Source organism: Paenibacillus beijingensis (assembly GCF_000961095.1).
Lineage (GTDB): Bacteria > Bacillota > Bacilli > Paenibacillales > Paenibacillaceae > Paenibacillus_O > Paenibacillus_O beijingensis.
This window is the reverse complement of the sequence record NZ_CP011058.1, coordinates 3,257,447-3,275,357: the sequence shown is the minus strand read 5'-3', so window position 1 is coordinate 3,275,357 and position 17,911 is coordinate 3,257,447. Positions and strand designations below refer to the sequence as shown.

15 protein-coding genes are annotated in these 17,911 nt (G+C 57.8%); all 15 read right to left on the bottom strand.

What is annotated here, in order from left to right:
* Position 1 precedes the first annotated feature (1 nt).
* On the bottom strand, positions 2 to 1,453 hold the full coding sequence (gene allC, locus VN24_RS14780) for an allantoate deiminase (protein ID WP_052702970.1): 1,452 nt from the start codon (positions 1,451 to 1,453) through the stop codon (positions 2 to 4).
* 13 nt (positions 1,454 to 1,466) lie between these two features.
* A complete protein-coding gene (gene allB / locus VN24_RS14775; RefSeq protein WP_045671017.1) occupies positions 1,467 to 2,867 on the bottom strand; it encodes an allantoinase AllB in 1,401 nt (466 codons plus the stop codon).
* Between the two features lie 335 nt (positions 2,868 to 3,202).
* Entirely contained in the window at positions 3,203 to 3,568 is a 366-nt protein-coding gene (gene uraH / locus VN24_RS14770) for a hydroxyisourate hydrolase (protein ID WP_045671016.1), read from the bottom strand.
* Positions 3,569 to 3,721: 153 nt separating this feature from the next.
* Positions 3,722 to 4,222 (bottom strand): 2-oxo-4-hydroxy-4-carboxy-5-ureidoimidazoline decarboxylase, encoded by a 501-nt coding sequence (gene uraD / locus VN24_RS14765; protein WP_193790072.1) that lies wholly within the window; start codon positions 4,220 to 4,222, stop codon positions 3,722 to 3,724.
* Positions 4,219 to 4,713, bottom strand: a complete 495-nt coding sequence (locus VN24_RS14760) for a nucleoside deaminase (RefSeq protein ID WP_238590698.1) — start codon at positions 4,711 to 4,713, stop codon at positions 4,219 to 4,221. The genes uraD and VN24_RS14760 overlap by 4 nt, the downstream gene beginning before the upstream one ends.
* A complete protein-coding gene (locus tag VN24_RS14755) occupies positions 4,703 to 5,269 on the bottom strand; it encodes a (2Fe-2S)-binding protein (protein WP_082083778.1) in 567 nt (188 codons plus the stop codon). The genes VN24_RS14760 and VN24_RS14755 overlap by 11 nt, the downstream gene beginning before the upstream one ends.
* Positions 5,238 to 7,556 (bottom strand): xanthine dehydrogenase subunit D, encoded by a 2,319-nt coding sequence (gene pucD / locus VN24_RS14750; protein ID WP_238590697.1) that lies wholly within the window; start codon positions 7,554 to 7,556, stop codon positions 5,238 to 5,240. The genes VN24_RS14755 and pucD overlap by 32 nt, the downstream gene beginning before the upstream one ends.
* Before the next feature lie 94 nt (positions 7,557 to 7,650).
* The gene (locus VN24_RS14745) at positions 7,651 to 8,541 is read right to left on the bottom strand and encodes an FAD binding domain-containing protein (RefSeq protein ID WP_045671015.1); all 891 of its coding nucleotides are present in this window, start codon (positions 8,539 to 8,541) and stop codon (positions 7,651 to 7,653) included.
* Positions 8,542 to 8,933: 392 nt separating this feature from the next.
* The gene (locus VN24_RS14740; protein WP_045671014.1) at positions 8,934 to 9,863 is read right to left on the bottom strand and encodes an ABC transporter permease; all 930 of its coding nucleotides are present in this window, start codon (positions 9,861 to 9,863) and stop codon (positions 8,934 to 8,936) included.
* A gap of 37 nt (positions 9,864 to 9,900) precedes the next feature.
* A complete protein-coding gene (locus VN24_RS14735; RefSeq protein ID WP_045671013.1) occupies positions 9,901 to 11,037 on the bottom strand; it encodes an ABC transporter permease in 1,137 nt (378 codons plus the stop codon).
* A complete protein-coding gene (locus VN24_RS14730; RefSeq protein ID WP_338012179.1) occupies positions 11,034 to 12,569 on the bottom strand; it encodes an ABC transporter ATP-binding protein in 1,536 nt (511 codons plus the stop codon). Before VN24_RS14730 ends, VN24_RS14735 begins: the two co-directional genes overlap by 4 nt.
* A gap of 119 nt (positions 12,570 to 12,688) precedes the next feature.
* Positions 12,689 to 13,861: a BMP family ABC transporter substrate-binding protein gene (locus VN24_RS14725; protein WP_045671012.1), complete on the bottom strand. Its 1,173-nt coding sequence runs from the start codon at positions 13,859 to 13,861 to the stop codon at positions 12,689 to 12,691.
* Between the two features lie 237 nt (positions 13,862 to 14,098).
* Positions 14,099 to 14,767: a nucleotidyltransferase family protein gene (locus tag VN24_RS14720; protein ID WP_052702969.1), complete on the bottom strand. Its 669-nt coding sequence runs from the start codon at positions 14,765 to 14,767 to the stop codon at positions 14,099 to 14,101.
* A gap of 53 nt (positions 14,768 to 14,820) precedes the next feature.
* Positions 14,821 to 16,401, bottom strand: a complete 1,581-nt coding sequence (locus VN24_RS14715) for a PucR family transcriptional regulator (RefSeq protein ID WP_045671011.1) — start codon at positions 16,399 to 16,401, stop codon at positions 14,821 to 14,823.
* 315 nt (positions 16,402 to 16,716) lie between these two features.
* On the bottom strand, positions 16,717 to 17,685 hold the full coding sequence (locus VN24_RS14710) for a PfkB family carbohydrate kinase (protein ID WP_045671010.1): 969 nt from the start codon (positions 17,683 to 17,685) through the stop codon (positions 16,717 to 16,719).
* Positions 17,686 to 17,911: the final 226 nt, after the last annotated feature.

Below are 17,911 nucleotides of genomic sequence, written 5' to 3'. Positions count from 1 at the left end.
CTTATCGCTCCTCATAAGCCAGTTGATATAGTAACTCCGTCAAAACGCCGAGTCCGTCCGCCAGCGCTTCCGGCGACGAATATTCGTCCGGGGAATGGCTGATGCCCCGTCGGCTCGGCACGAACAGCATTGCGGTCGGGCATACGGCGCTGAACAGCTGCGCATCGTGTCCGGCGCCGCTTACCATCGTGCGGTGCGCCATGCCTTTCGCTGCGCAAATGCTCTGAAGCCGGCCCGACAGCTCTTCGTCCATCGGAGCGGGTTTGGCATTCATCCATAAATCGCAAGTAAGCTTCAGCGACCGCTTCGCGGCGATCGCTTCGAACTGGCCGAGCAGAAGCTCGCAAAAGGCCGACAGCTCCGCTTCGTCCGAATGCCGGACATCGAGTGTAAAGCTGACAGCTCCCGGCACGACGTTCGGCGTGTTCGGCTTTACGTTCAAGCGCCCGATCGTAGCGACGAGCGGTTCGCCGTGGCGGAGCGCTTCCGTTTCGGCCGCCAGCATCATCTCGGCCGTACCGGCGAGCGCATCCTGGCGCATCGTCATCGGGGTCGTACCCGCATGGTTCGCTTCTCCCTCCAGCGTAAGCGTATAACGCCGCTGGCCGACAATCGCGCTCACGATGCCGATCCGCTCGCCGGTGCGCTCGAGAATGACGCCCTGCTCGATATGCGCCTCCACGAACGCTTCCAAATCGTCCCGCAGCGGGTCCGGCTGCGCGTCCGCTCCGAAACCGGACGCTTCCATCGCCGCCTGCATCGTGACGCCGTCCGGATCGGCATAGGTCGCCGCGCTGCGCAAGTCGTAGACGCCGGTCGCATTGCCCGAGCCCCAGTAAGAGAGCGGAAAGCGGCTCCCTTCCTCCTCGCACAGCGACACGACCTCAAGCGTCCGCCGCGGCGGACCGAACCGCTCCTTAAGCGATACGAGCGCCGCAATACCGGCCGCGATGCCGTACGCCCCGTCGTAATGGCCGCCGGAACGTACCGTATCGATGTGCGAGCCGGTCAGGATCACCTTGCTTGCGGGATCCGTCCCCTGCAGCCGACCGTACAAATTGCCGACCCGGTCGAACCTTGCCGTCAGCCCGAATTCGCGCATCCGCTCGGCCAAATAATGCTGCGCCTCGCGCCAGGCTCCGGTGTAGAGCAGCCGCGTTACGCCGCGGCCGCGTTCTTCGTTTGGACCGCTGCCGGCGGGCGCCTGTCCGGTTGTAACGACCGGACTTTGGGGCTTGTTCCCTCCGGACACCAATCCCGTGGACGACGTCCCGCCGGATGCCGCATGTACGGCCGAGTCTGTCTCCCGGCTGCCCGGATCTTTGCCTTCAGCCGCTTTAGAAACAGCACCCGCGCCTCCGTCTGCACGTTCCGCATCCGCGCTGAACAGCGCCATTTCCTCCAGCAGCTTCATCATTACGGCCGAAGCCGACTTTGCGTTCTCCGTCCGCACTGTATCTGCCTCCTTATACTTTCAACGCCTTGCCCGGCTTAACGGAAAGGCGGGCGCCGCCCGCAGCTTTCACGATTCCGTCTTCGGCTGTATATACAAGCTGTCCCCTGCAGAGCGTCGCACTTACCCGGCACGAAAATTCCATGCCCGTGTACGGGCTGTGGCGGTTCCGGTACAGCAGCCGCTCCGCAGTCAGCATATAGCTTTCATTCGGATCGATAATCGCCAGATCGGCGTCGAATCCTTTCGCGATCGCGCCTTTGGCCGGGTAAAGGCCGAAACGGCGCGCCGGTCCTTCCGAGAATACCCGCGCGAGCAGTCCCACCGGAAGCTTGCGCCGGTTGACGCCTTCGTGGAACAGCAGCTCCAGCGAGCTTTGAGCGCCAGAAATGCCGCCCCAGCTGTCGAAAAACGTTTTCCCGGTCGGGTCCTTCAGCTCCGTCGTGCAAGGGGAATGATCGGAGGTGACCATGTCGATCTTGCCGGCCGCCAGCCGCTCCCACATCGCTTCAACCCGGTCGGAATCGCGCAGCGGCGGCGCGCATTTGGCAACAGGCCCAAGCCGCTCCATATCCTTCTCCGTCAAGATCAAATAATGAGGGCACGTCTCGTTCGTCACGTCCATGCCGCTTTTTTTCGCGGAATCGATCAGGTCGATCGCTTCCGGAGTGCTGATATGGACAAAATGCAGCTTGCATCCGGTCTGCTGCGCATAAAAGAGCGCGCGGTTGACCGCCTCGAGCTCCGCCACCGGCGGCCTTGACGCCGCATAATCGAGGGCGCCCGTCCGGCCCGCGGCAATCGCCTCCTGCGCCAGCAGCGAAGTGAGCGCATCGTTCTCGGCATGCAGCGCAAGAATGCCGCCGAAGGAAGCGATCCGCTCCATCCCCCGGTAAAGCGTCAGTTCGTCCACCTCGGTGAACCGGCCTTCGCCTTCGCCTCCGGGACTGGACATAAACGCCTTAAAGGCGATCACGCCGGCTTCCGCCAAAGCCTCGAGCTGATCGAGCTTGCCCGGCACGAGGCCGCCCCAGAACGCGTAATCCACCGCCGAACGCCCGGCGGCGAGCTCCGCTTTCATATTCAGTGCGGGAATATCGACAGTAGGCGGCAGCCCGTTCAGCGGCATATCCGCGTAAGCGGTAAAACCTCCCGCCGCAAGCGACGCCGAGCCGGTAGGGAATCCTTCCCAGTGGCTCATGCCCGGCTCGTTGAAATGAACGTGCATATCGATGCCGCCCGGGAGCACGATTTTTCCTTCCGCATTCAGCTCGGACGCGCTTTCTCCTTCCAAGCGCGGAGCCAGTTCGGCGATTTTGCCGTCTTTGATGCCGATATCGAGCTTAACCGGCTCATCCCGGCCTTCCAGAACGACGAGCCCGCCGCGTATGATCGTATCAAACCGCTCTGACATAAGGTGCTCTCCTTTCGCAGCTAACTCGGATTTTTAAAAGTTCGGTGAATGAGGCCACGCTGCGCGGCTGGTTTGGGCTTCCGATCGCCTCCGTCCCCGGATTCTCAGATTCTATAAACCCTTAACAGGGTTAGAATCCGGGGACAAAAACGAACGCTGTCGCTTCTACAGCTCCAAACCAGCCGCTCCGCTATCTTATCACCGCATTTATAAAAACAACGAATAATACCTGCTTCACTCGTTATTCGGTTTCAGGCACGGCGGCAATGAAGACCTCGTTTCCGCCGCCATTCATCAAAATTCGCTTGCGCGATGCGATGAGTGTTCAACAAAGACTAGCTTCCGCGGTACGTGCTGTAGCCGCCGGGAGCGACGAGCAGCGGCACATGGTAATGCTGGCCGGGCTCGCTAATGTTGAAGCGCACCGGAATGAGATCCAGAAAATCGAGTGCCGGCACTCCGGCAGCGGCTGCCAGTTCCCGGAAATAATCGCCCGCGAAAAACACAAGCTCGTACCCGCCAGGAACCATCGTTTCCGCCTGCAGCAGCGGCGCCTCCAGCCGGCCGTCGTCGTTCGTGCGCGCTTCGCCGAGCAGCTCGGGCGCGGAACCTTCCGCCAGCTTCCACAGCTGCAGCTTCATGCCGCCGGCCGGCTTGCCGTGCGCCGTATCCAATACATGAGTCGTCAAACGCCCGCTCATACGTTAATTCCCCCTAGTCCCGCCGCTGATTAAGCGGCGGCCATTCACATTCTGGACAAAAAAAGTAATGTCGCTGCCCGTAAGGACTTTGCCTTTTTCATTATAAAGCGCCATGCCGCCCGTTCCAACTTGCAGGTTCTGTCCTTGGTACCGTTACGCCTGGACGAGATCTGCAAGCCTGAAGCCGGTGATGCGCGCGATTTGGGCGAGCGCCTCGTTCCATTCCTGCGCCCGGTCGTAGTGAATCCGCTGCCGCAGCGACGCCAGGATGTCGTCCTTGTTTTTGCCGCGCACCGCCAAAATAAACGGGAACCCGAACTTCCCGACATATTCGCGGTTAAGCGACGAAAACGTTTCGAACTCCTCCGGGCTGAGCTGGTCGAGGCCCGCCCCTTTTTGCTCGGAAACGGAATAATCGGTCATCGCCAGCCTCGTCGCCAAATCCGGATGCGACCGCAGCAGCGCCAGCACCTTTTCCTCCGGCGCGTTCTTGGCCGCCTCGACCATCCTGCTGTGCAGCTCCTCCACCGAGGCGAACGGCCCGCTGCCGTGCGCCGCCTCCGCCACCCACGGCGAATGCTCGAAAATGCTGCCGAGCGCTTCCGCAAACTGCTCCTTGCTCATTTCATTCAACTGCTTCAATGTGATCGTCATGTCCAATACCCCTCATGTGCCGCGATTACCTCATCCACGATTTCGGGAAAAGGACCGATCACCGTTACCGGCTTCTGGCCTCTTGCGAACACTTCGCGGCATGGTAAGTCAAACGACGGATTTTGTTCGTTGCTGCCGGTAATCTCCAGCAATTTTTTTTCCGACATGCCGTAAACGACACTGCCGACGTTGCCCCAGTAGATGGAGCCGGCGCACATCGCACAAGGTTCGACGGACGTGTACAGCGTGCAGTCCCACAAAAAAGCTTTGGAGTACTTCTTGGAGGCCGCTTCCATCAGCGTCGTCTCCGCATGGCCGGTACAGTTCGATTCGGTAATTTCGATGTTACCCTGCTCCAGCAAAATATTGCCTTCCTTGTCGACGAGCAGGCTGCCGAACGGCGTATTGCCGGCTGCCCGGGCAGCCTTGGAAATCTCGATCGCCCGCCGCAAGTAAAAAAGATGGTCAAATCCGCCGATGTTATTGCCCACGTTCCTCACCCTCCAGTTCCGCTGCCCGGCATACCGCCCTGACGATACCGCCGTAGCCGGTGCAGCGGCAAATATTGCCGCTTAATCCTTCTTCGATCTCCGCCCGACCCGGGCACGGATTGTCATCCAGCAGCGCCTTGGTCGAGACGACCATGCCCGGCGTGCAATATCCGCACTGGAAGCCGCCTTCTTGCAGGAAAGCTTCCTTAATCCTCTCCGATCTCGCGTCGGTCAGCCCTTCAATGGTCGTAATGCTGGCCCCTTCGCATTGGTAGGCCATCGTCAGACACGAATTGACCGGTTTGCCGTCCATCAGCACCATGCATGCACCGCAGCGGCCGATCTCGCACGACCGCTTCGTTCCCGTCAGCCCCAAATCGTCGCGAAGAATGTGCAGCAATCGACGCGAAGGCTCGGTTGCCGTTGACACCGGCACACCGTTAATTTCGCATTTCAGTTCGTACTCAGCCGTTTGCTTGGATGGGGTCACCTCGGTTGCCGCCACAGATGCGCTTGTTTCCTGCTTATCCGTGCTGGTATTCGGTTTGTTGATCATCCTTGCTCACCGCCTCTTCTGTCAAAAATGGCATTTGCTGAATCATTTCCGGCTCAATCGGCAGCTTCTGCACCCGAATGCCGACCGCTTCATAAACGGCTGCGCAAATGGCGGGCGCCAGCGTAACCGAACCGATCTCGCCGACTCCGCGGGGACCGTAGCTGTCGCCTTCCGGCAAATCTTCGATCGCTTCCACCGTAACATCGCTCTGATCGGCAATGGTCGGAACGAGGTACGTGTCCATATTGAGCGTCCGGTAACGGCTGCCCGTATCCATGACGGCATCCTCCGAGAGCGTGAAGCCGAGCGCCATTGCGCCGCCGCCTTCAATTTGTCCCAAATACCCTTGCGGATTGGCGACCGGTCCGGCCGCAATCGCCTGATACTGGTCTACGACCCGGACGCGCCCGGTAAGCGTGTTTACTTCCACCTTGACCGCTGCGGCGGCATAAGTGTACAGGAAGTGGGCGCCTACCCTTTTTTCCGATGTGGTCGGGTAGCTGAACGTCGTGGAGCAGCTGATCGGCTCGCCCTCATGTTTGGCGGCCAGCTCGCCGTATGTCAGCAGCAGCTGTCCATCCTTCCATATGCCGCCGGCGCCGACAGTCAGCCGGTCTGCAGCTTCGCCCGCTATAGCAGCTGCAGAAGCCTTGAGCGCGGCATTCACGTCCGGATGCAGCCGCTTCAGCGCCATCCACATCATGCTTGTCGCCCGCGAAGCGGTGCTGGAGCCGCTGTCCGGCACGACATCGGTGTCGCCGATGATGATCCGGATGTCTTCCGGCGCAAACCCGAACTGCTCCATCAGCATCTGCTCCAGCGTGGCGATAAGTCCCTGGCCGAATTCCTCATATCCGAATACGGCTTCAATCTTCCCGTCGGACGCCAGCCGGATGATGCCGCCGGCCGGATCGGGAATGCCGTAACCGAGTCCGGCGCCGTGCATCGTAATGGCGGCCCCGATACCGGTTCGGATCCACGGCTCGTCAGATGACGATGCGGTTCCGATGCATATCTGCTTCTCCTTCCAGAGCGCGCTGTTTGCGAGTGCCTCCCATACCTGCTTCGCACCGTCGGTTTGTACGATCGGCTGGCCGAGCGGGCCGGGATCGCCGCTGCGGCGGAGGTTGAGCGCCCGGAATTCCCACGGATCCATTCCGATCGCATCCGCCAGCCGGTCCATTTGACCTTCCAGTGCAAAGATGGCCTGGTTGCCGCCGAACCCGCGGAACTCGCCGGAAACGCCGTTGTTTGTATAAACGGATACGCCTTCGACTTCCACATGCTCATAAAGGTAAGGTCCGATGACGTGCTCGACCGCGAAGTTCAGCACCTCAGCGCCAAGCGTCGCATACGCACCCGTATCCGAAAGCACATGGACGCGGTGGGCGATCAGTTTGCCTTCCGCGTCTATCCCCGTCTTCATCGTAATCCGCATCGGATGGCGCTTCAGCCCCGCGCGGATGGATTCCATTCTGGAATTGTGAATGCGCACGGGCTGTCCCGTCTTAAGCGCAAGCAGCGCGCCGTACGGTTGAACGTTCAGCTCGTCTTTGCCTCCGAAGGAGCCGCCGATCGGGCTGGAGATGACGCGGATTTCGTTCTCGGCCTTGGCAAGAATGCGCGACAGCTGCATCCGGTCCATCAGGCCGTGCTGGGTAGCCGAATATACGGTCAGATTCCCATTCGCCTCAGGGATGAACAAGCCGCCCTCCGTCTCCATGTACGTATGCATTTGACGCGGAGTGAAATACGTATTTTCTATAATATGAGTGCACTTCGCGAAGCCTTCGTCCGGACTGCCGGACTTGTATTCCGACCGGTGCAGCAAATTGCCGTCTTCGTGAAGAAGCGGAGCATCCCCGTTCAGCGCAAGAGCCGGATCGCTGAGCACCGGCAGCGGTTCATAATCGACCTCGATCAGGCGAAGCGCCTGCTCGGCAATATCGTCGCTGTCTGCGGCAACGGCTGCAATGGCGTCTCCCATATAGCGAGCCACATCGCTGCAAAAAACAGGCTGATGCGGAAAAGCGATGCCGAAGCGGTTCAGCCCCGGAACATCCTGATGCGTAATAACGGCGCGCACGCCCGCAAGGCCGAGCGCCTTAGCCGTGTTGATCGAGCGGATCCGGGCGTGAGGGTGGCTGCTCCGCAGCACCCGTCCGACGAGCATGCCGGGTACGGTCATGTCGGTCAGATACTCCAGCCTACCGCCCACTTTATCCGGTCCGTCCGGCCGCTTACGCCATCTGCCGCCGCTTGTTGTCCGATTGAGTATTTTCGACAATGTGATCCCTCCCAATCATATTCTCTTCTCCCGAATCTTCTCTGTTTAATTCATTGTATTTAACGATAAGGTTGGCTGACGACTGCAAGCTAACTTATCGGCTTTTTCCGTTTGTCCATACTGCCGAAGCGGCCAGATTGGCCGCCGTTTTCACACGATATTCGGCGCTTGCGAATGCGTCGCCGAAAGCCTGAAACTGATTCATGACCGCTTTAAACACGGCGGGCGGCAGCGCTGCATCTCCAAGGCGCGCCCCTTCGCAAAGCTTCTCTGCGGCAGTGAGCCGGTGCGCAAAGGTGGCTCCGCCCCCACCCGCGATGCGGACATCGCTCAGCACGCCGTCTTTCCCGACGGCCGCATATACCGATATCGTAGCAACCGACGGTGTAAAAGCTTCGCGGCGGCCGACTTTCTGATAGAAATGAATCGGCTTTGACTCGCTCTGCTGCGCCCGGATCGGAATCCGGACAGCGGTAAGAATCCTCTCCGACGTCATCATGCCGGACCCTCTGATCCGAAGCCATTCAAGAAGCGGCTCCGTAAACATACCCGTCTCATCGTACCAAACAAGATCAGCCCCGTAGACGAGAAGCGCCGGCAAGCAATCGCCGGTAGCCGAAACGACATTGCCGCCGATGGTGGCAAGATTTCGGATGGAAGGAGCGGCGATGCCGCGAACCGCCTCCATAAGCGCGGGAGCATACTGCTGCAGCAGCGGGTGCTGCCGGCAAGCGGCAAGAATCGTTTGGGCTCCAATATGGATTGCGCCCTCCCGCTCCTCAATGCCGCTCATTCCTGCAATGCCGCGCAAATCGATCAGCTGCGGCGGCATAAACGCGCTTTCGTTTTCCCACTGCGCCCTCAGCAGTGTGCCGCCGGAGATGTAGACGGCATCGCCGCTGTACGCCCTTCTCCACTGCAGGGCCTCATCAAGATTCACCGGCCTTAATACTTCTGATTTCTGATGAGTCCCAAATGCGAACATCCTGCATCCTCCCTTTCTTGTTAAAGTGTTTTATTTAACTATTAATTTCGATTGCATTTGGAAATACTTATGAAGAACTGCATATCGGAATACTTAAAACGATTGTGCATATGGACGAAACTGCTTTCCAGTAGATCGCTCCGAAAAACCTTCCGATGATCTTACGGAACTCAGTGCTCTTATTTTGCATTTATGAACCCATTTGGATATCTAACGGAACTCACAGCTCTTAATCGGTTTAAAATGGTCTATTTTCAGACCGAAAAACAGAAATAAGGTCCGATACTTCCGTTAGATTTTCTAATCGAACAATATGAGCTGAATAACGTCCACTGCTTCCGTTAGCATCGGAGAACAACCTTTAATGGTAACGGTTTTTCAGGATCGTTCTTCTAGAAGCGCTGCTCGCGGATATACGGGTTGCCGAGCGCTTCGGGAGAACCGGAAGGCTTGTTTTTGTTGCGCCAGCCGAGAAACATCAGGACGAGAATCGTCACGATGTACGGAATCATTTTCAGGAAATAGGACGGAATTTCGCTTCCCGTAAGCTGGATGCGGAAGCCGAGCGTATCGAGCGCCCCGAAGAAGTAAGCGCACAGCAGCGCGCGGAACGGATTCCAACGGGCAAAAATGATGAGCGCTACAGCGATCCAGCCGCGTCCTGCCGTCATGCCTTCGTTCCAGCTCGGCGAGTTTACGAGCAGCAGATCAGCCCCCGCGAGACCGATCAGCATCGCCCCGATAACAACGTAGCCGTAACGGAACAGCTGTACGCGGATGCCCATAACGTCCGCGGTCGCGGGATTGTCGCCGATCGCCCGCAGATGCAGCCCCCATGACGTGCGATGAATGAAGAAATGCATCGCCGCAACAAGCAAGAAGCTGAACCAGGTCAATATGTCCAAATGGCCGAAAATATCGCCGATTACCGGAATGCCGTCCAGAAAAGTCAAGTTCAGCTTCGGCAGCGTCGCTGGCAGCGGCGTTCCGCTGATCGGCTTGCCGATGTATGCGGAAAGACCGGCTCCGAACAGCGTGAGCGCAAGCCCGCTCACAATGTGGTTCGCACGCAGCGAGACGGTCATAAACGCGTGCACGAATCCGAGCACGGCCGAAACGGCGAATACGGCAAGAACCGTAAGCACAAAGCTTCCGGTATGCAGATAGGTAATGCAAGCCGTCACCGCTCCCATCAGCATAATTCCTTCCGTACCGAGCTGAATAATGCCGGCGCGTTCGTTCAAAATGCCGCCCAGCGTCGCGATGAGCAGCGGCGTCCCCGACGAGATGGCCGCGACGATCAGTTGCAAGGTGAAATCCATTGCGAAAACCGCCTCCTAAAGTTTTTGCGAATGTTGCTTACGCGCTGCGGCGAAGCCGGAATTTGGCGGCCATGTCGCCCGCAATAAGGAAGAACAGGATTGCCCCTTGAATCATCTCGGAGATGGCCGACGGGAGACCGATCGTCTGGACGCTGTAGCCGCCGACGATCAATCCGCCGAACAGGAACGAAGCGACCAGAAGCCCGACCGGGTGCAGCTTTGCCAGCCAGGCGACAATAATGGCCGTATAACCGTAACCCGGCGAAATGCCGTACGAGAGACGGTGCGCTACGCCTGCCACCTCGGTCATGCCCGCCAGGCCGGCCAGACCGCCGCTGATCGCCATCACGATCAAAATGTGGCGTTTAATATTGATGCCGGCATTATGCGCGGCGTCCGTATTGGCGCCGATCAGCCGCAGCTCGTAACCCCAGCGCGTGTAGCGGATCGTGAGCGCGTACAGCACGACCGCGATCAGGGCGAATACGATGCCGAGATGAAGCCGCGTATCGCCGATGAGCGGAAGCGACTGCGCGTCCGAGAACATCGGCGTTCCCGGGAAGTTGAAGCCCTTCGGGTCGCGCCACGGGCCGAATACGAGATAGTCCAGAAGCAGCAATCCCACATAATTGAGCATGAGCGACGAGATGAGTTCGTTAACTTGAAAATACGTTCTCGGGATCGCTGTGAACAGCCCCCATATACCGCCCGCCACGACGCTGAACGCGATCATAAGCGGAATCGTGGCCCACATCGGCATTTCGGGAAAATATATCGTAACCGCCGTAGCCGCGACGGCGCCGACAGCGAACTGTCCTTCGGCCCCGATGTTCCAGACCGCAATTTTATAAGCGATGGCGACGCCCAGCCCGCAGAGCAGAAGCGGAATCGCTTTAACAAGCGTTTCGGTCAGCCCGAATGACGAACCGAATGCGCCGCTCAGCATTTTGGCGTAGACGGTAATCGGGTTCATGCCGTTGGCGCCGATGAAGATGCCGCACACGACAAGCGCGGCGATAACCGACGCGATCGGCGTCCACCATGGAGCCGCCTTTGAAGAAGGATCGAGCTCAAAGCGGAATGCAAACCGCGGTTTGCGCTCCGGCCGGACCCCGCCCGCAGTTTCGGCGGCCGGCTCAAGCGGTACCGCTTCGACAGAATTTCTACGGCTCATACAGCAGCCCCCTTGCCTTCGTTAATCCCGGCCATCATCAGGCCGATCCGCTCCGTATCCGCTTCGTCATGGCTCATTTCCCCGATAAAGCGACCATTGAAAATGACCAGGATGCGGTCCGACAGCTGCATGATTTCTTCCAAGTCCTCCGATATCAGCAGCACGCCGCTGCCGGCCGCCCGCAAATCCATCAGCAGACGGTGAACGCCGTCGGTCGCCCCGACATCAAGCCCCTGCGTCGGGTGAACGGCCACCATCAGCTTCGGGTTATGCGTGATCTCCCGGGCGAACAGCAGCTTCTGCTGATTGCCGCCGGACAATTGCCTCACCGGCGTATCCAGACCCGGAGTCTTGACGTCGAACTGTTCCACCAGCTGCTGCGACCAGGCTCGGTTTCCGGCCGAGCGCAAGAAGCCGAAGCTGGATCGTTCTTTGCCCCGGTAAGATTTCGCGAGCAAATTGTCGGTCACGCCGAGACTTCCGGCAAGCCCGCTTTTCATCCGGTTTTCGGGAATATGGGAGATGCCCGCTTCGATCGCGCCGCGGACCGTCGCTTTCTTCCACTCCTGCCCGCCAAACACAATGGAACCTTGCTTCCACTCCCGCAGGCCGTTCAGCACCTCCGCCAGTTCTTTCTGTCCGTTGCCCGCCACGCCGGCGACGCCGACAATCTCTCCCTCTTTCACTTCGAGATTCAGCTGGTTCAGCGCTTTGCGCCCTTGATCGGCATAAACGTCCAGACCGCGAACCTCAAGCAGCGGCTTCGTTCCGGCGGCTTCCCTTTCCTTGCGCTCCAGCACGATTTCCTTGCCGATCATCAGCTGCGCGATTTCGCGCTCGCTCGTCTCCTTGATCGACTTCACCGCGATCATCCGGCCTTTGCGCATGACCGATATCCGGTCTGCGGCGGCCATGACTTCCTTCAGCTTATGTGTCGTCATAATGACGGTTTTGCCTTCCTGCTTCATCAGCTTCAGCGTCTCGAACAGCTGGTCCGCTTCGGCCGGCGTGAGCACGGACGTCGGTTCGTCCAAGATAATAATTTCCGCTCCTCGGTAAAGCGTCTTTACGATTTCCACCCGCTGCTGCTCGCCGACCGAGAGCTGCCAGATCGGACGGTCCACCGGAAACGTCAAGCCGAAATGCTCCGCCAGATCGCGTATTTCCTGCTGTTTCTTTTTCATCCAGCCGCTGCCGCGCCAGAACGAAGACCGTTCGCCGAGAATGAGGTTTTCGGTCGCCGTCAGCGTTTGCACGAGACGGAAATTTTGGAATACCATGCCGATTCCAAGCTGTGAAGCATCCTTCGGGGAGCGGATGCGCGCCTTCTGGCCGCGAATGTAAATATCGCCTTCATTCGCCCGGTAAACGCCGGAGAGCATGCACATCATCGTGCTTTTACCGGCCCCGTTCTCTCCTAACAGGGCGTGTATTTCACCGGCTTCCGCCTGAAAGTCAACATGATCGTTGGCCGTGACCGGGCCGAACCGTTTGACGATTCCCCGCATATCAACCGCAATCTCTCGCTGCACGAAAAAGCGCCTCCTTTAAGGGGGTTTGAGAAGTGTCCAAGCTTCGCACGAGTTTTTTAAAACAACAGACCCCTTGAAACCAAGGGATCTGCCGCCGTCATCGCTATGTCAGGCTTCCATTACTTGGGAATCGTTCCTTCTACTCCTTTTACAAACCAGTTCGTGTTCAGAATTTCATCCAGCGTCATCGCTTTGCCTTGTTCAACCTTGACCGCTCCCGATTGGTCGCTGATCGGACCGTTGAACACGTCCAGCTTGCCTTCGAGAATTTGCTGCTTGGCGTCTTCCACCAGCTTCTTCACGTCGTCCGGCACTTTCGCCCCCATCGGCGCGATATCGACCATGCCGCCCTTCATGTCGCCCATGTACTGCTGGCTCTTCCACGTGCCGTCTTTGACCGCTTGCACGACTTCCGCGTAATAAGGTCCCCAGTTCCAGATCGGGTTCGTAATGTAGTTGTCCGGCGCGTATTTGTTCATGTCGGAGTCGTTGCCGCCTGCGAAGGCGCCTCTTTCGGCCGCCGCCTGCAGCGTCGCCGGCGAATCCTGGTACGCCATCAGCACGTCCGCGCCTTTGTCGAGAAGGCTGACTGCCGCTTGCCGTTCCGTCGTCGGATCGTACCATGTATTCGTCCATACGACATTGACTTTTACATCGGGGTTGACGCTTTGCGCCCCGAGTGTGTAAGCGTTAATGTTATAAATGACTTCCGGAATCGGGAACGCTCCGACGTAGCCGAGGACGTTTTTCTTCGTCATTTTGCCGGCCGCAATGCCCGAGAGATAGCTCGCTTCCCAGTTTTTACCGAAGTATGTGCTCATGTTGTCGGCCGTTTTGTATCCGGCCGTATGTTCAAAAACGACATTCGGGAACTTCTTCGCCACGTTCAGCGTAAAGTCGCCGTAGCCGAAGCTCGTCGTAAAAATGATATCATGGTTTTGCGCCAGTTCCGTAATAATCCGCTCCGCATCCGCGCTCTCCGGAACGTTTTCGACCGAGTCGGCTTTAATGCCAAGCTTTTCTTCCATGTACTTTTTGCCTTGATCGTGCTGGAAAGTCCAGCCCCCGTCACCCGGAGGTCCGATGTATACGAACGCGACGCGCGGATTGGCAATGCCTTTGCCGGCCGTTCCGGTGTCCGAAGCCTTCTCTTCCGTGCCGCTTCCGCTGCCATTAGTTCCCGCTTCGCTCGTTTTGCCCGAATTGCCCGAACTGGAACATCCCGACAGCACCAGCATCAGCGCCGCCAACAGTACAATTCCGATTTTGAATGACATGACCCTGTTCTTCATACTCTTCCCCCTTAAAATATTGAGAATCGCATCTGTCTAATCTAAGCTTGTATGTCAACTATACGTTTCATCACGCAATTCGGTCAATAAAGTTAACAAACAATTGGCTGGCACGATAAAATCTATCATTGTTTTTGTGCGCGGTGCACGAAATCCGTGAAAAGGGTTGATTTTTAGCTCAAGTTCCAGAAATTTGATGTTACATTCATGTCAATTATACGCATGTAAAAGCCTTCATTAGGCCTGCTCATGCAGCTGTACCCAATGAAGGCGGATTTCCCGCATATCTTCTTCCGTATCGGCGTCCAGAAAGACCGCCCTGTCCGGCACTTCGATAATGTCGCCTTTGTAATGAGGGTCGGCAAACAATCCGCGTGCGCCCTTGTCCCCTTCCAGCTTGTCCATCGCCGCAAACATCGTGTGGGCCATAAGGGCCGGCGGCATCGCGGCGCCTCCGTTGCCGCATGCCACATAATCCAGCCCGGGGGCGAGCCGGTAGCGCTCGATAAGCCGCGTGAGCAGCGGCGCGTCAACGAACGGCTGATCCCCGAGCACGACCAGCACCGCGCCCGCTCCGCCTGCGCGGGCGGCGCTCAAACCGCGGCGCAGCGAATACGACATCCCTAAATGCGCTTCCGGACAAACGGCTATTTCCGGCTGCGGCCCGGGCCCGTCCTGCTTCGGAGGCAGCCACCGCAGCGAGTCGTCCTCCCGGACGACGACAATAAGCCGGTCGACACCGCACCGGGCAACCGCCCGCAGCGCCGCGGCACCCAGCGGCATTCCGGCCCCCAGCTCGATGTTCAGCTTCGGCTCTCCCATTCGCCTGCTGCTTCCGGCCGCCATATAAATGCCGGCCACCTTTACGCTGCCGCTCTGCAAATAATCGCCTGCTCTTCCATCCATTCGACCATCCCTCTCTTTTCCTCTCTCCAGGAAGCCGATCTGTTCCCGCAAAGCTATTCGCCGCGCCCCATCATGCGCCGGAACAGGAACACTAACTTCAGGCGCAGCAGGTCGTCGACCTTTTTCAAATCCACTTCAAGCGCCTCGCTTATTTTCTCGATCCGGTATGAAGCGGTGTTGCGGTGCACGAACAGCTTTTTGGCCGTCTCGCTCAGCTGGCCGTCGTTGTCCAAATATACTTCCAGCGTCCGCAGCATATCCTGGCTGTACTCGGGGTCCTTGCTCAACAGGCCGGTAAGCACCTTCTCGCAGTACATGTTCATTCTCTCCTTGGACACCTGCTCGAACAAGTAGGCGAACTCCAGCGTCTTGCTCTCCACAACGGTGTCGGCAATGCCCATCTTCACGGCCAGCCGCAGCGTTTCCTTCACTTCCGAGAAACTGGCCGCAAGCCGCTCTTCGCCTTCCTGCCGAGTGCTGATCGCCGCTTTGGGCGCCAGATCGCCCAGGGGCTTCAGACTGTTAAAGCACGCGCTCAAATGATCCGGCAGCTTCTCGGCCCGCGAGTCGGCGGGAAACACCGAAAGCAGCCCTTCATCCATGATCACGTGGATTCCGCCCAGCTCATGAATGGCCGGATGGCTGGCATACTCTTCTTTCAGCCGTTCCAGATTGGCGGTTCTTGCCGTCTCGCCCGGCTGTCCGGTCACATCGGTCAGCACGCACTGGTACGGCTCCCGAAACAGCTTAATGTCCAGCTTGTCCGCATAATCCGCCAGCTCCGCAGCCGACAAGCCGCTGTTTAAGTAACGCTTGATCAACGCGCCCAGATCGCGGTACAGCATCCGTTCGAACGGATCCTGATAGCTGAAATTCATCTGGTAGGCCAGCAGTTCCGCCGCCTGATGGAACAATCCTTCCTCAATGGTGGTAAACAGCGCTTCCCCGGAGAAAAAGTAGACAAATCCCGTGCATTCCGTCCCTTTGAGCAGCGGCACCCTGAACGCCTGCCAATCCCGTCCTTTAATCCATTGATGTCGATTGCTCCATGGCCAGCCCTGCAGCAGCTGGGCGTCTCCCACTTCGGTAGCGTTGTAAACCATTTTGCCGCGGGGGCCTACGACCGCAAGCGGGTAGCCGATCACTTCCGTAACGGCGTCAAACAACTGGCGCAATTGCTCCGGCTGAAGCGCGAACCGCATCAGCCGCTTCTGCTTCTCGAGCACCTCCTGCAGCGCGCTCATGCTGCGCTGCATTTCGGCTTTGAACAACCCGTTCATCATATCCGAAAATGTGAACTGGTACGGCAGCTGAATGAGCGGAAATCCGAGCGCGTCCGCCTCCGCCGCGAGCGATTCGGGAATGTCGTCCCAGAAACGGCCGAGCTTGATTCCGAGCCCCGAAGATCCGCGCTGGTTGAGCTTGTGCAGCAGCTGCTTCCCGTCCTCGGGATGATCTTTGATCAAATAAGCGGTCGTAAGCAGCATTTCGCCTTCTTTTATCCAGTCCCATATATCTGGAGCGTCCATTACATTCACGGATTTGACGATTCGGTGTTTCCCCTTTAAGCCGGCAATCAGCCTTCCTTCGGAAAGCGGGTAAACTGACATTGCCTGTTCCACAGTAAGATGCATACTGCAAGCCCCCTGAATAATAGATCAATAACGTACCTGTCATAATGTCAGTTTATCTCTCATTATAGCAATACTTTTCGGCTATGAACAATGGTTGAGTGATCTAATCTTATCGACTAAAATTCGGTAATACCTTATTATTCGTTTACAAGCGTAATCGATTCGTATTTATTTGCAATTAAACGAAACCTGCAGCCGGAGCAAGTCCAGTACGAAAAGAAGCATCCAAGTCCACTTGCTTGCAGAGGTGGATTCGGATGCTTCTTTGTTTATATGGCATGATGACGGCAATATCGTGCCGAAGTGTCGCTGTGCTTATGCCTTGGCGAGCATTTCTTCCGCTTCTTCGAGCGTCGGCAGCGACGATACGGCTCCGCGGCGCGTCGTCGTAATGGCGGCCGCCGCATTGGCGAACGAGAGAAACTCGAGCGCGGATTGCTCGGTTAACGACGCCAGCCCCTCGGCGCCCCCTGCCCGATGCACTTGGAAAAGCAGCGAACCGATAAACGCGTCTCCCGCGCCCGTCGTATCGATCGCTTCGACGCGCAGTCCCGGCGCTTCCGCGCTGAACTCGCGCGTATACCATACGGCGCCCTTCGATCCCTTCGTATAAATCACGTGGCCCACGCGGCCGGTAAACAACGACTGAATCGCTTCAGCTTCGTCTTCAATGCCGGTAATGAACGCCAGCTCTTCGTCGCTGATCTTCACAATATCGCTCAGCGGCAAAAATTCGAGAATCGTCCTGCGGCACTCCTCCTCGTCCGACCAGAGCGGCAGCCGCACGTTCGGATCGAAGCTGACAACGCATCCGGCCGCGCTGGCGGCAGCAATCGCTTTGCGATGCGCATATTTAACCGGCGCTTCGATCAGATCGACGGAGCAGTAATGAAGAATGTCGCCGGTGCTGAACAGTCTCGCGTCGATTTCATCCTCCGAGAGAAGCATGTCCGCGCTCGGATTGCGATAGAACGAGAACTGCCGGTTTCCGTCGGCCTGCAGGCTGACGAATGCCAGAGCGGTGTTCGCCTCTTTCGTACGCACGACGAGGCTCGTATCCACGCCGATTTCGCCCATCGTTTCCAGCAAGTGATCGCCGAATGCGTCCACGCCCAGCTTGCCGATAAAGGCGCTCTTGCCGCCGAGCTTAGTGACGGCGCAGGCGACGTTCATCGGAGCGCCGCCGGCCTGTTTTTCGAATCCGCTTACATCTTTCAGAGCAACGCCTTTTTCAGCGGGAATAAAATCAATCAGCGCTTCGCCGATCGTATAAACTGTAGCCATTATAATTCCTCCCAGTGCCCGTTTCAGAGCGTGTAAATAATATAAAGGATTACGTAAACGTTTTATGCCCATCTGAAATTATAAAGATGAAAGGAACCCCGCGTCAATGAAAAGCGGGACAAAATAAATTTAATCGGCCATTTTTTTCGCATCGGCCCGCCAGGAAGCGCTGTTGCCCCCGAATTTCAAGTCCGAAACGTCATACCGCTAGTACGTCTGGACTGTA